Consider the following 21,331-nt stretch of genomic DNA (forward strand, 5'->3'; position numbering starts at 1 on the left):
GTTCTCATTGCGCCGGATATTGTGCTGCAGAGACAAGGGGAAACCGGTCATGCAGCCAAACGACATCCATATTGACGCACATGTCCATCTTTATAGGGATGGCGACCTTTCGCGGGTCGCTGATGACGCGCCCTATGCCCGGCCCGCCGCGCAATCTCTGACCAGCTATCTTGATGGGCTGAGCCAAGATGGGATTGTGCCTGTGCTGATCAATAACGTGCATCTCAGCATCCTGCCCGATTCCGAAAACGTGTTTTCTTCCTTTGCTGAGCTGGAAATGTTGCAGGCGCGGGAGCCGGAGCGCTACGGACATATCCGGCTGGTCGGAACGATCCTTGCCGATCCCGGATACGCGACCGCTGAACGGCTGCGCCATCCGCAGATCGTTGGTGTGCGGATCGTGTTGCATGATGCCTCGCCTGAGAGTGTTGGGCCAGATGACTTCGCGACGTCGGAATGGGCGGCGCTCTGGGCGCGGCTGCGGGCCGATCAGCACATCCATATCTATGCGCAAGAGCCCGAGACGGGCCTACGTGTGTTGCAGCAATTGCCGCAAGGCCTGAACGTCGTGATCGACCATCTGGGCAATTGTCGCCCCAGTCGTGGGCCGCAGGACAACGCCTTTCAGGCCTTGCTCGGCGAGGCCACGCGGCGCGGGACCGTCTGGTTCAAAGGGCCGGGCTATCGCACGACCACCGACCCGGAAACGACCCTGCCGTTCTTGCTGGCGATCCTTGAGGCGGTTGGCCCCCAACGGGTTCTGCTTCAGGCAAGCGACGCGCCGCATGTCGGCAAGGATCAGAGCGGGAGTGACTACGCGGCACAATTCACGCCGAGCAGTGCCTTCTCCTATGTTGCCCGGTTGGCCGCGCTTGCCGCGCAACGCACCGGCATTCCGGCCGAGCATCTTTTGAATGCCGCCCGGCACGAAATCTTCCCAACCTAATCAATGAAAGCAGAAAGATGACCAAGGTAATCGAAGAAGAATTTAGCTTCCCCGTTGAATTCGCGGATGAAACCTGCGATCTGCGCGGCTTCATTTTCCGCCCCGCTGAGCTGGATGATGAGGCGCGCAAACTGCCGCCTGTCGTGTTCAATTCCGGGTTCACCGGTGGCGTGTCGATGTATGGTCAGCTCGTCGGCAAAGCGCTGGCCGGGCGTGGCTACCGTGTGACGACATATGATGTGTCGGGCTTCTTCACCAACAAGGGCGTGCGCAACACCACCAAGACCGGTGCGCAGACTGTGACCAATGTCAGCCTCGAGGATCAGAAGACTGAGTTGCTTGCGCTGATCGACTGGACGCGTGCGCATTTCGGGCGGATGCCAGCAGTGGCTTCCTGGGCTATGGGTTCGGTCGCGAGCCTCGCCGCGATCACCGAACTTGCGCGCAGCGGCACCGAGCAGGTGCCGTTCTACGTGCCGATGAGCTATACCAAGCTTTCGGCGTTGCAGGGGCTGCGTGCGGACCGTGTGGCTGCGGATGCGGCGCTCAAGGCGCTTGATGACGATGCTGCGATCCCGCCGTTTGACACCGGAACCGAGGCGACGAAGCTGGGCTATTATCCGCTCGATCCGGCCACCCAAGCCTATGTGGATGTCCAACTGGGCGGCTACACCGATGTCGGGGGCGTCGATCATTGGCCGGGCTGCAGTTACGTCACGGCCAAATCCTACAAAAGCTATATCGCCTTCGATCCCGAAGCCGAGCTGGCCTCGGTCAGCGGCACCTTCCCACCCGCGCTCATAATTCACGGCAAGCAGAATACTCTGCATATGCCGGCAGAGTCGGAGCGGCTATACTCGGTCTATCCGGGCGAGAAAGGCGAGAATGCCCTGATAATCGACGGGATGGAGCATGGCCAGCAGCTGCAGGTCGACAACCCGGTCTTTCAGTCGTTGATCTCGGCCATCGACGACGCTATCCGCACGCATAGCGCCTGAGCCGGATCGCGGCCCGGGGCATCATCCCTCGGGCCGTCAAGCCATTTGATATCATGATCCCAGCGCTGCCACTCCAAGAGCCCGAGCTCCCTCTCACCAAGGCGTTTTGCGCCGAGCTGCGCGCACGCGGATTTTCGGGTGATATCATGACCGGGGTGGCTGATCGCACGGTCATGGCCACGGATAACTCCATTTACCAGATCGAGCCGCAGGCGGTTTTTTATCCACGCAACCAAGACGATCTGGTGCGGATCACCAAGCTGCTGTCCAGCGAGCGGTTCGCCGGGCTTCACATCGCGCCGCGCGGGGGTGGGACGGGCACCAACGGGCAGTCTCTGACAGACGGCGTTCTGGTCGATCTATCGCGGCATATGAACCGGATCCTCGAGATTGACCCGGTGACGCGGCGCGTGCGTGTCGAACCCGGCGTTGTTAAGGATCAGCTCAATGCCGCATTGGCACCACATGGTCTGTTCTTCGCGCCGGAGCTGTCGACGTCGAACCGTGCGACGATCGGGGGAATGATTTCCACAGATGCAAGCGGGCAGGGTTCTTGTCGTTATGGCAAGACCCGCGATCATGTGCGCGCATTGACCATGGTGCTCTCGGACGGCTCGGTGCTACGCTCGGAGCCGCTGGATCGGGATGGGCTCGCGGCGACACTGGCCCGACCCGGTTTGCCCGGGCAGATCTATCAGACGCTCGACCGGATCGCGCGTGAGAATGCCAAGGCCATCGACCAGGTCTTTCCGCCACTCAATCGCTGCCTAACCGGATATGACCTTGCGCATCTGCGCCACGGGGCGGACGGGCTCGATCTCAATGCAGTCTTGTGCGGCTCCGAAGGCACGCTGGGCTTCATTGCCGAGGCAGAGCTGTCCGTTCTACCGATCCCATCACACTCGGGACTGATTACGCTGCGCTATGACAGTTTCGACGGGGCACTGCGCGACGCGCAGGTTCTGATGCGCTTCGACCCCGCATCGATTGAAACCATCGACGAGCGGGTGCTCTCGCTCGCCCAGCAAGATAGCATCTGGGGAAGCGTGGCAGAGTTCTTCCCGCAGGACTCGCAGGGCTTGGCGAAAGGCGTCAATCTCGTCGAATTCACCGCCGATAGCCTCGACGCGCTCGATCTGGCGATGGAACAGTTCACTTCGGGCATCACGGCGGAGCCCAACCCTGCGCGGCGCGGCTACACCATTGCGCGCGGTGCCGAGACAGTCGAACGGCTCTGGCAGATGCGTAAACGAGCGGTCGGACTTCTGGGCAATATGCAGGGCGACCGACGTCCGGTGGCTTTTGTTGAAGATGCTGCGGTCCCGCCAGAGTGCCTTGCGGATTTCATTATGGAGTTCCGCGCGGTTCTTGACGGGCACGGGCTCGATTACGGGATGTTTGGCCATGTCGATGCCGGGGTGCTGCATGTGCGGCCCGCTCTCGATATGCGAGAGGACGGATCAGAGGCGCTGATCCGCGAGATCACCGAGCAGGTCGTGGCGCTCACCAAGCGCTATGGAGGGCTACTCTGGGGGGAACATGGCAAGGGTGTGCGATCCGAGTTCTCACCAGAATTCTTTGGCGCGCTTTACCCGGCATTGCAGGCGGTGAAGGAGGCTTTCGACCCGCGCAACCAGTTCAACCCCGGCAAGATCGCCGCACCCAAGGGGGGACACCTGCTGGCTGTGGATGCTGTGCCGACCAAGGGACAGCGCGACCGCGTGATACCGCAAGCCCTGCGCGAGGCGACGGATAACGCGCTGCATTGCAATGGCAACGGTGCGTGTTTCAACTGGGATCCGGACGAAGCAATGTGCCCATCATGGAAAGCGACGCGCGATCGTAGGCAGTCCCCCAAGGGGCGCGCGCAATTGATGCGCGACTGGTTGCGGCGACTCGCACAGGCCGGGGTGGACCCGCTGGCCGAGGCGCAAACGCTGCGCGCGGGACCGCGACTGCGTCACCTGCCAGCGCGAATTCGAGCGTCATTCGGCAAGCGCGAAGATGATTTTTCGCATGAGGTGATGGAGACGATGTCCACCTGTCTGGCATGCAAATCCTGCACCGGCGGCTGTCCCGTCAAGGTCGATGTGCCGAGTTTCCGGGCGAAGTTTCTCGAGCTTTATCATGGGCGCTACCTACGGCCCCTGCGCCATCATCTCGTGGCGTGGTTGGAGCCGTTTTTGCCGCTCGCGGCGTGCGTGCCACGGCTTGCCAATCTCGCCACCGCGACGCCGCTGACGCGTCTCGTCGGTCTGGTGCATACGCCAAAGCTTTCGACCCTGAACCTGCGCAAGGAATTGGCGCGTCGGAGTGTCGACTTTGCCGATCCGAGCCGGATGTGTGAGCTATCGGCGCAGGAGCGGGCGAAGTCCGTTGTGATCGTGCCAGACGCTTTCACCCAGCATTACGAGACTCAGCTTCTGCTCGACGCGATTGATCTGTTGCAGCTGCTCGGTTTTCGACCCGCGCTTGCCCGGTTCCGGCCCAACGGCAAGCCACTTCATGTGCATGGGTTTCTCGGTGCATTCCAGCGGGTCGCGGGTCGCCATGCGGCCGATCTGCGGCGCTTGCAGGAGTGTGGTGTGGATCTTGTCGGTCTCGACCCATCGATGGCCCTGACCTACCGCTCGGATTATACTGCGTTCCTGCCGAAAGGCACGGCGCCAAAGGTGCAGCTCTTGCAGGAATGGCTCGCTGGAGGCTGCGACGCTTTACCGAAACTGAACCAGAACGCACGTTTCACTCTCCTGCCGCATTGCACCGAACGCTCGATTGCTCCGGGTGCCGTCGCGGCTTGGACGGAGGTCTTTTCGGCGATGGGGGTGGAGATTGAGGTCGGGCAGGTTGGGTGTTGTGGGATGGCGGGCACCTTTGGGCATGAGGCCGAAAACCGCCCGCTATCCGAGAAGATCTATGCGATGAGTTGGGCCCGGCAGATGAATACCCCGGATGCGGAGCAAAAGCTGATGGCCGATGGGTTTTCGTGCCGGTGCCAAGTGCGCGAGATTGACGGGCTCAGCTTGCGCCACCCGGTCCAGGTGCTGTTGAATCTACTGCGCAAATCTGTGTCAGAACAGAGCCGCCCGTCGCATCTTGCAATCGACTCGATCCGCGACCAATGATGTCTGATGATCGACGCGCTTACAGACACACACGCGGGGGGAGCGGAACCGGGCGGCGACCGTAATCGCCCGATGCGCATCGGTATTTTGCTGTTCCCGAGCTTTTCGATGATGGCCTGTGCCTCGGCGATCGAGCCGTTCCGTGCGGTTAATCGGTTGGCAGACCAACAGTTTTACGATTTGCATCTTCTGTCGAGCACTGGCGGAGGCATAAGTGCGAGCAATGGTTTCAAGCTGGAAACCGAGGCTCTGGCTTTTGCGCCTGAGCTTGACCGAATTTTCGTCGTGGCCAGTCTCGATATCGAGAAGATTTGCGACAAGACCGCGACCCGTTTTTTGCAGCGTTTCGCGATCACGGGCAAACCGATCGGGGCGCTGAGCAATGGCTCTTTCGTTCTGGCGCGGGCCGGGGTTCTCGACGGCTATCGTTGCACATTGCACTGGGAATCGCTGGGCCAGTTCTCTGAAGAGTTTCCAACAATCGAGACCTGCCGCGAAATCTATGTGCGCGATCGTAACCGTTGGACCTGCGCGGGCGGGATTGCTGCGATCGATCTGATGCTTGAACAGATCGCGACGGATATCAGCGGCACATTAGCCGCCGAGGTGGCCGAGCAATTCCTGCACAGCCGGATACGTGGTCCGCAGGAGTTTCAGCGGATGGAGACCAAATGGCGCTACGGGGTGCGCGACGAACGGATCAATGCAGCCATCAGGTTGATGGAACAGAATCTCGAGTTGTTGGTCGAGATCAGCGATATCGCGTATCAGTGCAATCTCTCGCTACGCCATATGGAGCGGCTCTGGCATAAGCATTTCCAAATGACGCCTAAGCAGTTCTATGTCCGGCTACGCCTGAAAGAGGCGCAGCGGTTGTTGAAGGAAACCTCCGAACCGATTGCTGCGATCGCATTGCGCTGCGGTTTCGTCTCGGCTTCACATCTGGGCAGCGTCTATCGCCGGTCCTTCGGACACACCCCGGGGACGGAACGCCGCCGGGTGTCAGGAGGCTGACGACCCCTGATCGCGGGTCGGCGAGAGCACAAGATCAAGCAGGGTGGATAGCGCACCGCCCATTCCGAGCCCGTCGACCGCCGTCTCGATCGCTTGGCTGCGGGCGCTGCCAAGCACCGGGCCGGCATAGGCGCGATATTTCTCGCGAAGCTTTGCGTCAGGTGTCGGTGTTTCCGGGTCGCCTCCCGCCTCGGTTGGTCCCGACATCAGCCGGCGACCGTCCTGAAGCACCAATGTGACCTCGGCCAGGCGGCGCGCCGGGAAGGCGGCGTTGAACGCATCCGACTCCGCAAAGTCGATCCGGTCAGCGAGAGCGTTGATTTGCGGGTCGCTTAATGAGTCCTGCGCGACCTCGGCGGGTCCGAGGCCGTCGCGAGCCAACGCTGCGGCAACCGGGAAGGCGGTGGAGTATTGCGCCTCTTCGGTGCTGCGCGGATGGCGCACCGCAAGACGGATGGCCTCGTGGAAGGAGATGATCTCGATCCGCTCGATTTGATCTGGGGCGATCGCGTGCGCGGCCTTGAGATCAAGCGCCGCCTGCACCGAAGGTTGTGCCCAGCGGCACACAGGGAAATGCTTGAAATATTGCTCGAAAATCCGCCAGTGCGAGCCCAGATCACCCCAAAGCGCGGATTGCGCCTCGGCTTCGACAGTCAGGGCGGGGGCGCCGGTGAACCCAGCCCGCGCCAGATAGGCGGCAGAGACCCCGGCCATCGCCCCCCAGCCCGAGCCGTCTTTGAGCATCGTCGGATGGTCGATGCAGCGCATCATCTGGCTGCGCGGGCCGTGGAACTCGGCAATGCCGATCGCCTCGCGAGTATGTGCGGTGCTCAGCTCCAGCGTGCGGGCGCCCAGTGCGGCTGCGGCCACTGCAATCCATGCGCCCGAAGTGTGGTAATCGGGCACGGAGGCGTGCAGCGCGATACCAGCGCGCGTGCCGATCTCGTAGCCGATCACGAGCGCGGTCAGAAACTCCTCGGCCTCGTCGCGCCCTTCGGCTTCGCTCAGTGCAAGCAATGCAGGCAGAACGCCGCAGCCGACATGTCCCTTGGTGAGCTTGTGCCCGTCATGCGCATCAAGCGCGTCAATCGTCATTCCGCCCGCCAGAGCGGCCCCCGCGGGGCTGAGGGCGCGCCCGTCGAAGAGCATCCGCGCCGAAGACGTGCTGGCCCCGAATTGTTGCGCCGCATGATCGCGGATGATCCGCGAAAGCTGGGTCTCGGACCCACCGGCCGCGACGCCGATCAGATCGAGAAGCCAGCGCCGCGCGAAGTTTCGCACCTCGGGGGGCAGATCCTGCCAACGCAGGTCGTGGACGAAATCGGAAAAGCGTAGAGCCATGATCAGTGCCCGGGAACAGGAGATGAAAGAGTCAGTCTTCTCGCACGAAGTCCGGCACGCCCAGTTTCGTGATGAGCCGGTCCGTCTCGCGCAACACAAGGGAGATATTACTGTCGCGCACCGTGGGAAGCAGGTGGCGGGCGCGGCGCACTTCGTTGAAGTCTAACTCGGCGGTGATGAGCTCTTCCTCGCTACCCGCCACGGCCAGCTCGCGCCCGAACGGGTCGAGGATGCGCGAGCCGCCCCAAAAGGTCAGGTCGCGCTCAATCCCGGTCCGATTGACCATGATCGAGGGCGCGCCATACATCATTGAGTAAAAGCGCATCGTCAGCGCCCAGCCGGCGGGGTTATCGAAGTCGATGCCCACGGCCTCGACACCGGAACTGACCGGGCACATCAGTAATGTCGCACCATGCAGGAAGCTCAGATGGGCCAGCGCCGGGTTCCAGATATCGGCGCATATCAGAAGGCCCGCGCACCAGTCGTCGTCGAGATTGTAGGTTTCGACGAAGCGGCCCGAGGCATAGTATTTGCCCTCTTCGAGCTTGCCGTAGGTAGGCAGGTTTACCTTTCGATGCAGGTGACGCATTTTCCCGTTCTGCACCAGCGCCGAGGCGTTGTAGAATTGTGCCGCGGCGCCTTCCTCGATGAAGCCCAACACGACGGCCATGTCGCCTGCCGCATCGGCAAGACGCTTGAGGCGCGGATCGTTGCGACGCATCGCGACGTCGAGCAGCCGTTCGGGCCCGTAATGGCCGGTCAGGGACAGCTCGGGCATGACCAGCAGTTCAAGCCCCGCCTCGCGGCCCTGCCTGATCCAATCGAGATGTCGATCCATATTCGTATCGACATCTCCGATTTCGCTGGCGAATTGTGCGGCACCGACCCGCAATATGTGCTCGCTCATAGCCCGGCTCCCTAAATGGTAGTGGCGGGCCATCGCGCAGCCCGCCGATAGGTTCGTCAGATCAGGCCGTTTTCTTTGAGAAACTCAGCCGCCACATTTTCCACCGACACCTTGTCGACATCCACATTGGCGTGAGGCCGGCCATCACCTTGTCAGTCAGCTTCGCCGAGATGGCATCCATCAGATCGGCCAATTCGGGGTGCTTGTCGAGCACCTCTTTGCGGATCACCGGGGCCAGAGCGTAGGACGGGAAATATCCCTTGTCATCCTTGAGCGTGACGAAATTGAACGCCGGGATCCGGCCGTCTGTGGCAAAGACGACACCGACATCGACCTGACTGTCCTTGAGCGCTTGGTAGACGAGTCCTGTATCCATCCGCTTGATATTGGCGCGGCCGAAATCGAAGCCGTAATCCTTTTCGAGCGGCTTCAGGCCGTCGGGACGGGCGTAGAATTCAGCGTTCGAGGCGAGCGTCAATTTCGCGCCACCAATTTCCTTCATGGCCAGATCCGAGATCGTCTCGATCCCCATCTTTTGCGCCTCGTCGGCGCGCATTGCGAGCGCGTAAGTGTTGTTCGCCTTGGACGGCATGAGCCAGACGATGCCCTTCTTGGCATCCAATTCCTTGACCTTGTCATAGGTGTCTTGGGCGTTCAGCTTCTCGGTCACCTTGTTATAAGTGATCAACGAGGTGCCGGTATATTCCCAATAGATGTCAACCTGGCCGTTCTCCATTGCCTGACGCACCACAGCCGAGCCCATACCGGATCGGTCGGTGACGTCGTAGCCTTTGGCGCTCAGATATTGCTGGGTGATCGAGGCAAGGATTTGCTGCTCGGTGAAATTTTTGCCGCCAACAGCGATTTCCTCGGCTTGGACGCTACCGGCTAACCCGAACAGTGAGGCGCCTAGTAAAGCCGCCTTGAGAATGTGAAGCATCGTGTTTCCTCCATGTTGTCTTTGTTTTGCTTTTCTTGTGCCAGCCGCTTCAGCGCAGCGGGTTCACTCCTTTCGGGACAAGCCGCAACTGGGCTTGACCCATTGTGAAATCGACCATCACCGCAAGCGCAGCTGTCGGGATCGCACCTGCCAGCAGCATGCCAGTATCCATCAAGTCGATACCGGTGAAGATCAGCTCACCCAGACCCCCACCGCCGATCAAAAAGGCCAACGGCGCGGTGCCGACATTGATCGCAAGCGCAGTGCGCACGCCCGAAAAGATGACGTAAAGCGCGTTGGGCAGTTCTACTTGGAACAAAATCTGGCGCGGTGTCATACCCATGCCGGTTGCGGCCTCTTTCAGGTGCTGCGGCACGGCTAGTAAGCCGGTATAGGTGTTGCGCACGATCGGCAGGAGCGAGGCCACGAACAGCCCGAAGAAGGCAGGCGCGAAACCGATGCCGAGCACCGTCATCGACAGGGCGATCACCGCCAGTGTCGGGATCGTGCCGCCGATATTGAAGACCTGCATCACCGTTTCGGCGTAGCGTCCCATCGCCGGGCGCGAAAGCCAGATCCCGACCGGAATGCCAACAAGGATCGCCGCCCCGCCTGAGACCGTCACCAATATCATATGCTGTTTCGAGAGATAGACGATATCGTCCCAGTTATCCCCGATCTGACCAAGCAACCCTGAATTGCAGACCCAGATCCCCAGACCGAACATGACGAGCAATTGCACGTTCCGGCCGATTCCCGTTGCCTGTCGCACCATGCTCATGTCCTCAGTTCCTCTCGGAACGCTTGTAGGTCTCGCCCAACGCTGCCGTGACGGCGGGTTGGGTAACGATCCCAGCGAAACGGCCCTGATCGTCAGTGCAGGCCAGCCACATTATGTCATTGGCGAACATCTCCGAGACCACGGCGCGCAGATCGGCGCGCACTGGCACGGTCGCGGGCAAGGAATGGGCGAAATCGGCAACCGAACCGTCCGCACCTTCCAGCTCTTCGTTCGTGACATAGCCCACTGGGCGATGATCTGCGTCGATCAACACCACAATCCGGCCTGTGCCGTTGCGCGCTGCGTTGCGGGCTTCCTGCGGAGAGGCGAGGCGCGAGACGACGGGGCAATGCGCATCGGTGACTTCTTCGGCGGTGACCAACCGCAACCGCTTGAGCGTGCGGTCGGCGCCGACGAAATCGGCGACGAAAGCGTTGGCGGGATGGGCGAGGATATGGTCGGGCGCGTCGAATTGCTCGATCTTGCCCGCACGGAAGATCGCGACCTTGTCGCCCATCTTCACCGCCTCGTCGATATCGTGGCTGACGAACATGATCGTCTTTTTCAGCTCTGACTGCATCTTCAGGAACTCGTCCTGAATGATTTCGCGGTTGATCGGGTCAATCGCGCCGAAAGGCTCGTCCATCAGCATCACCGGCGGGTCTGCCGCCAGCGCACGGATCACGCCGATGCGCTGCTGCTGGCCACCCGAGAGTTCCTTGGGATAGCGGTGCAGGAATTGCCGCGGGTCAAGCCCCACAAGGTCAATCAGTTCGGTGGCCCGTGCCCGGGCACGCTTGATATCCCAGCCGAGCATCTTCGGAACGACGCAGATATTTTCCTCGATCGTCATGTTCGGGAACAGGCCGATCTGCTGAATTACGTAGCCGATCTGGCGGCGCAGCTCGATATCGTTGAGCCGCGCGGTATCCTCGCCATTGATCAGGATCCGCCCCGAGGTCGGCGGGATGAGCCGGTTGATCATCTTGAGCGCGGTGGTCTTGCCGCAGCCCGAAGGCCCAAGCAGGACGCAGATTTCTCCGCTTGGCACGGTCATGTTCACTTTGTCAGCGGCCACGATCGTCGTCGTCGACAGGGTGAAGGTCTTGGTCAGGTTCTCGAGCTCGATCATGTCTATAGTCCTTCAAAGCTTGGGCGGATCAGTGCTTGAGCCCGGGGGGCGTGAGGTGTTTTTGAAGCTGCAAAAGCGCCCAATCGGCAAGGATCGCGAGAAGAGAAACGGCGAGCGCCCCGGTAACGAGCTGACGCGGATCGGTTTGGCTAATCCCGCGCGAAATCAGCACCCCCAGACCGCCGGCGCCAATATAGGCGGCGATCGCGGCAACCCCGATATTCATCACCACGGCCGTGCGCACCCCGGCCATGATCACTGGCACAGCAATCGGGATCTCGACTTGCCAGAGACGTTGTGTGGCGGTCATACCCATCCCCTTCGCAGCCTCGCGTAAGGCGGGGTCGATATTGGTGATGGCGGTGTAGGTGTTGCGCACGATCGGTAACTGCGAATAGAGCAGAATCGCTATCACTGCGGGCAGCCAGCCGATCCCTTGACCGATATGTGACAGGATCGGGATCATCAGACCGAACAGCGCAATCGAGGGGATCGTGACGATGATCGACGCGATATAGAGCACAATATCGGCGGCACGTCGGTTCTGAGTAATCGCGATGCCGAGCGGCACGCCGGTGAAGATCGCGAGTCCGACCGCAGTGCCGACGATAGCGATATGCTGAAGCGCCATCCCGAGGATCGAGCTCCAGTTGTTAGCGATGAATTGGATGATGTCCATGCGTCCTCCGAAACCGCCAGATCGCGCATCTGATCGACACACGCTCAACTTATGAGGGACGATAGTGCAGGCGATGAGAGGCGGGCTGACAGGGTTCCGCCACTAAATAGCAATAATCCGCCATCTGTAGCCGCTTTACGTTAATTTTGAAGATGTGAATGTAGTTGTCGCGCCTGCTCTGCTCATCGCTGGATCGGTTCATTCTCGGCGCTTAATAGCTCAGCCGAAGAACAGGCTGACTCAATGATAGCTGCAGTTTGGTGGGGGCAGTTCATTCCGCTAGTTCAGACCGTTTGGTTCGCAGAGCGGTCGTCGACTTGGTTACAACGCTGCGCTAAGCACCAATGACCGGTTTCGGGGCACGCGACCAATGCGCTGAATGCCTGTATCGGGCCGATTTCGTCACGCCGTAGTGAGCCAGGGGGGCTCACATCCGCCGGGGTGTGCAATTGATGGCTGGGTCAGGCCCCGGACCTCGGAGTATTTCTGGCTAGATGAATGGGGATGTCGAGCGCTTCGCCGGGCGTGACTCGCTGCGCGATCCAGATCAGGTGGTCGCGGCGAAAGGCGAGGCAGCCCTCTGTGGGATAACCCGCGCGGCGACGTTGATGCAGGAAGATCGCAGAGCCTTTGCCGGGGCGTGCATTCGGATAGTTCCAGTCGGTGACCAGCACGATGTCATACAGTGGATCAGCGCGGCGCAGGGTCTCGTGACTGGCGGCGAAGGGCGCGCGCACATCGTGGTTGTAGTCCGGGTGCCCGGACGCGTCGCACCACAGATCGCGCGGCCCGATGGGCTCGGCCCAGTCTTGCGGCGCGGGCAGGCGATCAGCGCGGTAAAGCATGCGCAGGATCTGCAGCTTGCCGACCGGGGTTGCGCCGTCGCCCTCGTGTTTGTCCATGGTGATCCCGCCGCGCCCAATCTGAACGGGAAATCGGCGGCCGCGAAACAGCAGGCCCGAAGGCGTCAGCCGCATCACAGGATGTGACCCGATTTCGCCGCCTTGGTCGCGAGATAGCCCGCATTGTGGCGGCTCATCCCGACTTTGAGCGGCACGCGCTCGGTGACGTCAATGCCGTTGGCTTGCAGCATCTCGACCTTGGCGGGGTTATTGGTCAGCAGTCGCACCGCGCCAAAACCAAGCTTTTTCAGCAGCGCCGCACCGATGCGGAAATCGCGTTCGTCATCCTCAAAACCAAGGCGATGATTGGCCTCGACCGTGTCGAAGCCCTGATCCTGCAAGCTGTAGGCGCGCATCTTGTTGGCCAGCCCAATGCCGCGCCCCTCTTGGTTGAGATACAGCAGCACGCCCGCGCCCTCATGCCCCATCCGGGACAGCGCAGCGTCCAGTTGCGGTCCGCAATCGCATTTCAGCGAGCCCAGCACATCACCGGTGAAACAGGCGGAATGGAGCCGCGCCAGCACCGGCTTGCTACGGTCGGGCTGGCCGATCTCGATGGCGTAGTGTTCTTCGCTGCCATCATCGGGGCGGAAAATATGCAAGCGGCCTGCTTCGGCGGCGCGCAGAGGTACGCGGGCGGCTGACACGGGGGCAAAGGCCTGCGGGATATCGGCGGCTTGCAGCGCGTCCTGCACGGTGATCGTGGTCAGGTCTTGGGGGAGGAATTCGGGACCTGCGACGATCAACGCGGCGGGCAGAAGTTGCGCCGATTTCGTCAGCCGGATCGCAGCACGCGCGAAACCGGGGTCACCGCCGCGCACCGATTGCAGCGGCCCTTTCATCGGCGCGCGCAAATCATCCGCCGGATCGGCAAGCGCGCGCAGCCAGCCCAAATCGGCATCCTTGGGAACGGCAATGCGCGCGATATCCTCGTCATAGACCCGCGCCTTGAGCGTTTGCGCGCGTCGCGCTGTCAGCACCAGCGTAAGCGCCCCGATTGCGCCCAAGGCGGTTAGTCGTTCGGGGCTGAGGGTCTCGATTGCCACGGCAAGCCCGTGACCGGCCACCACAACGGGCACTCCCATGCGCAGATCTGCACGGGCGCGATTGAGTCGCTCGGTCGGGCTTGGGCCAAGGGTGGTTTCTGGTTTCATCCGTTCTGAGATAGCCTCGCCTGTAACAAATTGAAATAACCAAGCGTAAATCGACACGACCGCGTGAGATAGGTTTCACCACCCTTGCCATCGGTGTGAGGGGGCAACAGCTATGTTCAGAATGCAATCGGAGGTAAATATGATGGCATCGTTAAAGAAAATCCTTTTGGTCGATGATGATACCGACCTGCGTGAGGCGCTGGCTGAACAATTGATCGCTACCGATGATTTCGAAGTCTTTGAGGCCGAGAATGGCCACGATGCCGTCGATAAGACGAAAGCCGCACTTTATGATCTGGTCGTGCTGGATGTGGGATTGCCTGATACCGATGGCCGAGAGCTGTGCAAAAAGCTGCGCAAGCATGGGGTGAAATGCCCGATCATCATGCTGACCGGGCATGACACCGATTCCGACACGATCCTTGGCCTTGATTCGGGGGCCAATGATTACATCACCAAACCGTTCAAGTTCCCGGTGCTTTTGGCCCGTTTGCGCGCCCAGCTGCGCACGCATGAACAGTCAGAGGACGCTGTGTTCCAGCTTGGCCCATATACGTTCAAACCGGCGATGAAGATGTTGGTGGATGATCGCGACAAGAAGGTTCGTCTGACCGAGAAAGAGACCAATATCCTCAAGTTCCTCTATCGCGCCACCGACGGTGTTGTGCCGCGCGATGTGCTGTTGCACGAGGTTTGGGGTTACAATGCCGGGGTCACGACCCACACGCTGGAAACCCACATCTATCGTCTGCGCCAGAAGATTGAGCCCGACCCCTCGAATGCGCGCCTGTTGGTGACGGAATCGGGCGGCTATCGGCTCGTTGGCTAAACGGGGTTTCTGTCAGTACTCTCAGGTTACAAGTATCCTCAGCGGTCCCTTCGGGGACCGCTTTTTTTCGCGGTGCGCGGCGATCAGACAGCGAAAAAGCACTCAGACGGAGGGGTAAATGTCTTCCTCAGCCTCTTCCAGGCTGACTCCCAGCGCGCTCAGACCGTCTTCAAGGTAGTCCGCCAGCATCGGAATTCCCATCAGGTAATCTTCGGTGGGCGCTGTCGCCTCGGCCTTGGCCGTTGCGATCGCCTCGTCCAGTTCAGAGGCGTCGAACGTCTCGCGCCCGATCCACATCACTGCGGTAAGCGATGCCTGTTCGTCTTCGTTCATGGTGGCGATAAAGCTTCGCAACTCGCGGCCATGGCCCGATCCGGGTAGGCCTGCATCGAACTTGCGTGCGCGCAGAATGACAGTCGCAATTTTTGCCGGGCTGATGCTAAGCATGGTACCTCCGATTTGAGCCATTTTCACCCCGACGCAGATTTAACGCAAGCTGCAAAACTTAGTCTTCATGTGTGAAGGCGGGGGAGGACAATGTGCGGGGCTGGCTGTCGACCAGCGCGGGCGTTTCAAGCTGGCCCTCATCAGCGACCACACCCATCGCTTCGAATTTGCGCGCCGAGGGCAGCACGCGGCTTTCCAGCGAGCCGACCGCCTTGTTGTAGCTTTCGACAGACCGGGTCAGTGCCTTGCCCACCGAGTCGATATGGCCGCCAAAGGTCTTGATCCGTTCATACAAATCTTGCGCGGTCTTTTGCACTTCGACCGCGTTCTTCGCCATTTTCTCTTGCTGCCAGCCATAGGCTATCGCCTTGACCAGCGCCATCAGCGTCGTGGGGCTGGCGATCAAGACCTTGTTCTGGAACGCATATTCGATCAGACTCGGATCGGCCTCGGCAGCGGCGGCGACAAAGGTTTCGCCGGGGATGAACATCACCACGAAATCCGGGGTCTCGGGAATCTGCTGTTGATAGGCCTTCGAGGCGAGCATTTTCACATGCTGGCGCACCTGCTGGGCGTGGCGTGCGAGGGCCGCGTTTTGTAGCTCGGGCGTCGCGGCCTCAAGCGCGTCGAGATAGGCTTCAAGCGGGGTTTTCGCGTCCACCACAATGCTTTTGCCGCCGGGGATATGCACGATGGCATCGGGGCGGCGCGCGCCTTCGTCGGTGGCCATGTGATGTTCAAGGTGGAAATCGACATTCTCGGTCATGCCCGCCATCTCAAAGACCTGCCGCAATTGCATTTCACCCCAGCGTCCGCGCGTTTTGGGCGCGCGCAAAGCCTGCACCAGCTTGCGGGTTTCTTGGCCCAGCGAGGATTGCCCTTCGGCCAGCGCGCGCACCTGCTGATGGATCGCGCCATAGGCCTCGTTGCGGGCTTTCTCGATCGATTGGATCTGCTCGCCGAACTCGTTGAGCCGCAAATTCAGCGGCTTGACCAGATGTTCGATGGCGTCGCGGCGGCGGTCCAGCTCATCTTGGGCGGTCTTTTCATGCGCTTTGAAGCGCTCGCTGACCAAGCTGAGGAAGGTCTCAGAGTTCTTCTGCAACACGCCCGAAGCGACGGTCGAAAATCGGTCCTCGATTTCCTTCTTCATGCCGCGCAATTCATCCAGCCGCGCCTGATGTTCGCGTTGCAAACTGTCATAGGCTTCGGATTTAGCGATGCGCGCCCGGTATTCGGCGTTCAGCTGCGCGCGGGTGTCGATCAGTTCGGCCTCAAGATCAGACATCCGTTCGGCCACCGCTTCGGAAGCGGCCAGTGCCTCACGCAGGTTTTGCGCCTCTTCGCGATAGGGCGCGGCCTGTGCCAGATCGGCGTTTGCCTCGGTTAAATTGCGCCGCGCGGACAGCCAGAGCCACGCAAAGACCACCATCAGAACACAGGCCGCAAGCAGGCCCTGCACCAGCGGATCGTTCAGATCCAGTGTGATATCCCCGATCTGAATCATGTGCGGCCAAACAATCGTTCAATATCACTCAGTTTCAGTTCCACATAGGTGGGGCGACCGTGGTTGCACTGGCCGGAATGGGGCGTGGCCTCCATCTGGCGCAGCAGCGCGTTCATCTCATCGGCGCGCATCTGGCGACCCGAGCGGATTGAGCCATGACAGGCCATGCGCGACAGCACGGCTTCGATCTTGGCTTGCACAAGCTGCGTGTCGCCCAGATCGGACAGCTCGTCGAGCACATCGCGCAATAGCGCCTCGGCGTTGATCTCGCCCAGAACGGCGGGGGTTTCGCGCACTGCAATCGCCGCGCCGCCAAAGGGCTCGATGCCCAGACCAAGTTGGCTCAGCGCCTCGGCATGTTCCAGCAATAGCGCGGAATCCCCTGCGGAGAGTTCGACGATGTCGGGGATCAGCAGCGCCTGCGCGGGCACGCCGTTTTCGGCCATCTGGCGTTTCAGCTTTTCATAGACCAGTCGTTCATGGGCGGCGTGCTGATCGACGATCACGATCCCGCTTTCGGTTTGCGCGATGATGTAATTCTCATGGACCTGCGCGCGCGCGGCTCCCAGCGGTTTCTCGGTCAGCGCGGGTTCGGGTGGGGCGGGGGCCTCGGCACGTGCAGAGGGCGCATAGTCGAACACCGGGGCGCTTTCGGCGAAGGCGGGGGCTTGCCAGTCATAGGATGCGCGCGTCGCGCCTAGGCTGGGGCGGTCCATCTGGTAGATGCGCGGCGGCTGACCGCTGGGGGCCTCGGGGCGCATCGCACCAAGGGTCGCATCGGCCACGGTCGAGGACGCGCGATGGCCTGCCTGCGCAAGCGCGTGGCGCAGTCCCGTCACGATCAGCCCGCGCACCGTACCCGCCTCGCGAAAGCGCACCTCGGCCTTGGCGGGGTGCACGTTCACATCGACGCGCTCAGGATCACAGGTCAGGAACAGGCAAGCCGCGGGATGACGCTCGCGCGAGAGGAAATCCATATAGGCGGCGCGCAGGGCGCCGGTCAGTTGCTTGTCACGTACCGGGCGGCCATTGACGAACAGGAACTGTTCCACCGCCGCGCCGCGCGAATAGGTCGGCAGCGCAGCATACCCGGTCAGGCGCACGCCTTCGCGTTCGGCGTCGATCCGCACAGAATTGTCGGAAAACGCCCGCCCGATCACCCGCGACAGCCGCGCGGCGAGGGCGTCGAACAGCTCTCCCTGCTCGCCATCGACGCGGAAAATTTCGCGCGATTTGTCGCCGGAATTATCGGTAAGCGTGAAGCTGACATAGGGCTCGGCCATCGCGAGGCGTTTTATCGCATCCGCGATCGCCTGCGCTTCGGCGCGGTCGGTGCGCATGAATTTCAGACGCGCGGGCGTGGCGTAGAACAAATCGCGCAACTCAACCACGGTCCCCTGATTGAGCGCGGCGGGCTTGATCGGACCCATCGCCCCCCCGGCCACCGTGATCTGCGCCGCGTCATGGCCTTGCGCGCGCGAGGTAATCGTCAGACGCCCAACGGCGCCAAGCGAGGGCAGCGCCTCGCCGCGAAAACCGAAGGTGTGGATATTGAGCAGATCCGAGCCGTCGATTTTCGACGTCGCATGGCGCGACAGCGCAAGCGGCAGATCATCGCCCGTCATCCCGCAACCATCATCGCTGACGCGGATCAGCGTCTTGCCGCCATCGCAATAGGTGACGTCGATGCGCGAGGCCCCGGCATCCAGCGCATTTTCAACCAGTTCCTTGACGGCGCTGGCGGGACGTTCGACCACTTCGCCCGCCGCGATGCGGTTGGCGGCGGCATCGTCAAGCTGACGAATGACGGGGCGCTCATTCGCACCCATATTGCGGTTGTGCTGGTTCATGCCACTAGGGATAGCACAGCGCGCGGGTCACCCCAAGAGATTCGCGCAAGCTATCCCCAGCGAAATCAGTTCAGCCCGCTGGGACGCCCGACCACGACAAAGCGCAGCGCCGACGGGTCAAGGATGCGTTTGGCCACCCGTGCGATGTCTTCTTTGGTCACCGCGTTCACCTGATCATTGCGCGTCGTGATGTAGCTGATCGGCATCCCGTTGAGCTGCATCCCCGTCATGATTCCCGCAATCGTGCCATTGCCATCAAAGCGCAGCGGATAGGCGCCTGTCAGATAGGTCTTGGCGTCTTGCAGTTCCTTGTCGGTGACAGCGCCGGTCGCGGCCTTGGCCCATTGCTCTTTGACGACCGAGATCGCCTGCGCGACCTTTTCATTGGCCGAGGCAAAGCTGCCCTGCCAAGTCTTCGCCAGATCCTTGTCCACCAGATAGGAGGCAATGCCATAGGTCAGCCCGCGTTTTTCGCGCACCTCATCCATCAGTCGCGAGGAAAACCCGCCCGCGCCGAGGATCTGGTTGAGAACATAGGCGGCGAAGAAATCAGGATCGCTCATCGCGATGCCCTTTTGGGCGAACATCACCACTGATTGCGGACTGTCGAAATCGACCGTGGTCACGCCGCCGGTCAGATTGGGCGTGATCGCGGCGGGCATCGGCGCGCCTTTGGCGGGCAGATCGCCCAGCAGATGATCCAGCATCGGGCCCAGTTCAGCCGGGGTGATGTCACCCACCACCGAAACCACCATGTGATCGCGGCTCATCACGCGGGCCTTGGCATCAAACATATCTTCTTGCGTCAGCGCCTTGACGCTATCGATCGTGCCGTTCAGCGAGGTGCCATAGGGATGATCGCCAAAGGCAAGTTTGCGCATTGTCTTGGCGGCAATCGCGTTTGGGTCGGTTTTGTCAGAGGCAATGATCGACAGCACCTGCGCGCGCACCCGGTCAATCGCGGTTTGTTCAAAGCGCGGAGTAATCAGCGCGGCACGCAACAAATTAACGGATTTATCGCGGTTTTCGCTGAGCATCTGGGCGGAAACCTCGAGTGAATCATCGCCCACGTCAAAGCCGAATTGTGCCGCCAATGCCTCTTGCGCCTCGGCGAATTGCTGGCTGTCCATTTGACCCGCGCCCTCTTCAAGCGTCGCGGTCATCAAATTGATCGCGCCACGTTTGTCGGGCGCATCAAGGCTCGCGCCGCCCTTGAAGGCGATATCCAGCGCGATGAAGGGAATGTCGTGATTCTCCACCAGCCACGCCTTGATTCCGCCGGGCGAGGTGACTTGCTGGATTTCAATCGCGCGCGCCGGCAGGGCGAGGATCAGGGCGAACAGGCCCGCCAGCGCAAGCCGCGCGGGTAGGGTGAAAATGGCACGAATCATTGCGTGACCTCCTGCGTGGCGGGCGGAGCCATCGGCACAGAGACCGGGGTCGGGGCCGCAGTGGCGCGTTCGGCATAGCCGGTCACCGACTCGCGGGCCTGGAACAGGTCTTTGGCGGCGGCCATCACATCGGCCTCGGTGACCGAGGTCAGCACATCGGGCCAATTTTCGACGTCTTGCACGCTAAAGCCCGAGGCCAGCGCCTCGCCATAGCGGCGCGCCAGACCTTGGGTGTTGTCGCGTGAGTAAATCTCGGCGGCTTTCACCTGAGTTTTGATGCGGGCGAATTGATCGGGGTCGATCCCGTCCTTGAGGAATTGCGCCAGCGCACCATCCAACGCCTTTTCCGCCTCGGGCAGGGAGACGTCTTTGGCGGGCATGACCGATATGTTGAAAGTCGTGGGGTCAATCGACATTCCGTCATAATAGCTTGACGCGTAGATCGCCGTGCCATCGCCGTAAATCAACTTGCGCCCGAGAACCGAGGTCGCCTGATTGCCCCCCAAAATCTCGGAGAGAACGGTCAGCGCAGCGGCGGTTTTCTGATCGCCGGGATTGCGTTCGGGGGCCAGATACGAGCGCATCAGATAGGGTTGCGCGATCCGGTCATCCTTGAAGGTGACCTGACGCGCCGCGCGTTGCGGCGGCTCTTGCGGGCGGGCGCGTGGTTTGAGGCCTTCAGTTGGTTTGAGCGGCCCGTAATATTTCTCGGCCAGCGTCTTTACCTCGGCCGGGGTCACATCGCCCGCAACCACGAGGATCGCGTTATTGGGGGCGTAGAATTCGTGATACCAATCCAGCGCGTTTTGTCGCGTCAGACCTTCCATCTCTTTGCGCCAACCGATCACCGGGGTGCCATAGGGCGAATTCAGGAATTGCGCGGCGCGTTCCTGTTCGGAAAACAGCGCATTGGCGTTGGAATCGGTGCGCTGCGAGCGCTCTTCGAGAATCACCTGCAACTCGGTTTTGGCGTCATCGGGCGAGATCCGCAGATTGCGCATCCGATCGGCTTCCATTTTCATCACCAAAGGCAGGCGATCCGCCGCGATCCGCTGGAAATAGGCGGTGTAATCATAGCTGGTAAAGGCGTTGTCCGAGCCGCCATTGGCCGCCACGGTTTTTGACAATTCACCCGGCGCCATTGTGTCGGTGCCCTTGAACATAAGGTGCTCGAGGTAATGCGCGATGCCCGATTTGCCACGTTGCTCATCGGCTGAGCCAACCTTGTACCAGACCATATGCACGACGACCGGGGCGCGGTGATCTTCGATCACAACCGCCTTCAATCCGTTGGGCAATTCAAAGGTCGAGACATCTCCGGCCATTGCCGGGTTCAGTCCCAACAATAGCAGCAGGGCCACCAGAAAAGCACGCAATGCCCAACTCCT

Annotated in this window: 18 protein-coding genes; 5 read left to right on the top strand and 13 right to left on the bottom strand. The window is 61.1% G+C overall.

Annotated features, from left to right (window positions below; translation table 11 throughout):
* The first annotated feature begins 49 nt into the window (after positions 1–49).
* From AB4874_RS07730 to AB4874_RS07745, 4 genes are read left to right on the top strand one after another with little or no spacing between them, the layout of a single operon-like run.
* On the top strand, positions 50–946 hold the full coding sequence (locus AB4874_RS07730) for an amidohydrolase family protein (protein WP_368391550.1): 897 nt from the start codon (positions 50–52) through the stop codon (positions 944–946).
* Positions 947–963: 17 nt separating this feature from the next.
* Positions 964–1,944, top strand: coding sequence for a hypothetical protein (locus AB4874_RS07735; RefSeq protein WP_368391551.1), 981 nt, complete (start codon positions 964–966; stop codon positions 1,942–1,944).
* A gap of 53 nt (positions 1,945–1,997) precedes the next feature.
* Positions 1,998–5,069, top strand: coding sequence for a D-2-hydroxyglutarate dehydrogenase YdiJ (gene ydiJ, locus AB4874_RS07740; RefSeq protein WP_368391552.1), 3,072 nt, complete (start codon positions 1,998–2,000; stop codon positions 5,067–5,069).
* Between the two features lie 6 nt (positions 5,070–5,075).
* Entirely contained in the window at positions 5,076–6,083 is a 1,008-nt protein-coding gene (locus AB4874_RS07745) for a GlxA family transcriptional regulator (RefSeq protein ID WP_368391553.1), read from the top strand.
* Here the strand turns inward: AB4874_RS07745 and AB4874_RS07750 are convergent.
* From AB4874_RS07750 to ribA, 8 genes are all read right to left on the bottom strand, one after another.
* Entirely contained in the window at positions 6,072–7,424 is a 1,353-nt protein-coding gene (locus AB4874_RS07750) for an MmgE/PrpD family protein (RefSeq protein WP_368391554.1), read from the bottom strand. The two genes, AB4874_RS07745 and AB4874_RS07750, sit on opposite strands and share 12 nt — an antisense overlap.
* A gap of 31 nt (positions 7,425–7,455) precedes the next feature.
* Positions 7,456–8,331 carry a nitrilase-related carbon-nitrogen hydrolase gene (locus AB4874_RS07755; RefSeq protein ID WP_368391555.1) on the bottom strand — a complete coding sequence of 292 codons (876 nt, stop codon included), beginning with the start codon at positions 8,329–8,331 and terminating at the stop codon, positions 7,456–7,458.
* Positions 8,332–8,392: 61 nt separating this feature from the next.
* Positions 8,393–9,271, bottom strand: coding sequence for a glycine betaine ABC transporter substrate-binding protein (locus AB4874_RS07760; RefSeq protein ID WP_368391556.1), 879 nt, complete (start codon positions 9,269–9,271; stop codon positions 8,393–8,395).
* A 49-nt stretch (positions 9,272–9,320) separates the two neighbouring features.
* Positions 9,321–10,046, bottom strand: a complete 726-nt coding sequence (locus AB4874_RS07765) for an ABC transporter permease (RefSeq protein ID WP_295532162.1) — start codon at positions 10,044–10,046, stop codon at positions 9,321–9,323.
* A gap of 10 nt (positions 10,047–10,056) precedes the next feature.
* Positions 10,057–11,184: an ABC transporter ATP-binding protein gene (locus AB4874_RS07770; RefSeq protein WP_368391557.1), complete on the bottom strand. Its 1,128-nt coding sequence runs from the start codon at positions 11,182–11,184 to the stop codon at positions 10,057–10,059.
* Positions 11,185–11,212: 28 nt separating this feature from the next.
* Positions 11,213–11,863, bottom strand: coding sequence for an ABC transporter permease (locus tag AB4874_RS07775; protein ID WP_368391558.1), 651 nt, complete (start codon positions 11,861–11,863; stop codon positions 11,213–11,215).
* Positions 11,864–12,324: 461 nt separating this feature from the next.
* A complete protein-coding gene (locus AB4874_RS07780) occupies positions 12,325–12,840 on the bottom strand; it encodes a L,D-transpeptidase family protein (RefSeq protein WP_368391559.1) in 516 nt (171 codons plus the stop codon).
* Positions 12,840–13,919 (bottom strand): GTP cyclohydrolase II, encoded by a 1,080-nt coding sequence (gene ribA, locus AB4874_RS07785; protein WP_368391560.1) that lies wholly within the window; start codon positions 13,917–13,919, stop codon positions 12,840–12,842. The genes AB4874_RS07780 and ribA overlap by 1 nt, the downstream gene beginning before the upstream one ends.
* A 142-nt stretch (positions 13,920–14,061) precedes the next feature.
* Here ribA and AB4874_RS07790 point away from each other — a divergent pair, with 142 nt between their 5' ends.
* Complete coding sequence (locus AB4874_RS07790; protein WP_295532195.1) at positions 14,062–14,748, top strand: response regulator transcription factor; 687 nt, start codon at positions 14,062–14,064, stop codon at positions 14,746–14,748.
* Positions 14,749–14,850: 102 nt separating this feature from the next.
* Here the strand turns inward: AB4874_RS07790 and AB4874_RS07795 are convergent, their stop codons facing one another.
* The 5 genes from AB4874_RS07795 to AB4874_RS07815 all read right to left on the bottom strand — a co-directional run bounded on the left by AB4874_RS07795 (position 14,851) and on the right by AB4874_RS07815 (position 21,319).
* Complete coding sequence (locus AB4874_RS07795) at positions 14,851–15,195, bottom strand: DUF3775 domain-containing protein (RefSeq protein WP_295532154.1); 345 nt, start codon at positions 15,193–15,195, stop codon at positions 14,851–14,853.
* A 58-nt stretch (positions 15,196–15,253) separates the two neighbouring features.
* Positions 15,254–16,702 carry a DNA recombination protein RmuC gene (locus AB4874_RS07800; RefSeq protein WP_368391561.1) on the bottom strand — a complete coding sequence of 483 codons (1,449 nt, stop codon included), beginning with the start codon at positions 16,700–16,702 and terminating at the stop codon, positions 15,254–15,256.
* Complete coding sequence (mutL, locus tag AB4874_RS07805) at positions 16,699–18,552, bottom strand: DNA mismatch repair endonuclease MutL (protein ID WP_368391562.1); 1,854 nt, start codon at positions 18,550–18,552, stop codon at positions 16,699–16,701. The genes AB4874_RS07800 and mutL overlap by 4 nt, the downstream gene beginning before the upstream one ends.
* A gap of 65 nt (positions 18,553–18,617) precedes the next feature.
* A complete protein-coding gene (locus AB4874_RS07810; protein ID WP_368391563.1) occupies positions 18,618–19,943 on the bottom strand; it encodes a M16 family metallopeptidase in 1,326 nt (441 codons plus the stop codon).
* On the bottom strand, positions 19,940–21,319 hold the full coding sequence (locus AB4874_RS07815; RefSeq protein WP_438273452.1) for a M16 family metallopeptidase: 1,380 nt from the start codon (positions 21,317–21,319) through the stop codon (positions 19,940–19,942). The genes AB4874_RS07810 and AB4874_RS07815 overlap by 4 nt, the downstream gene beginning before the upstream one ends.
* Positions 21,320–21,331 lie beyond the last annotated feature (12 nt).

This window comes from Thioclava arctica (assembly GCF_040892615.1).
Taxonomy (GTDB): Bacteria; Pseudomonadota; Alphaproteobacteria; order Rhodobacterales; family Rhodobacteraceae; genus Thioclava; species Thioclava arctica.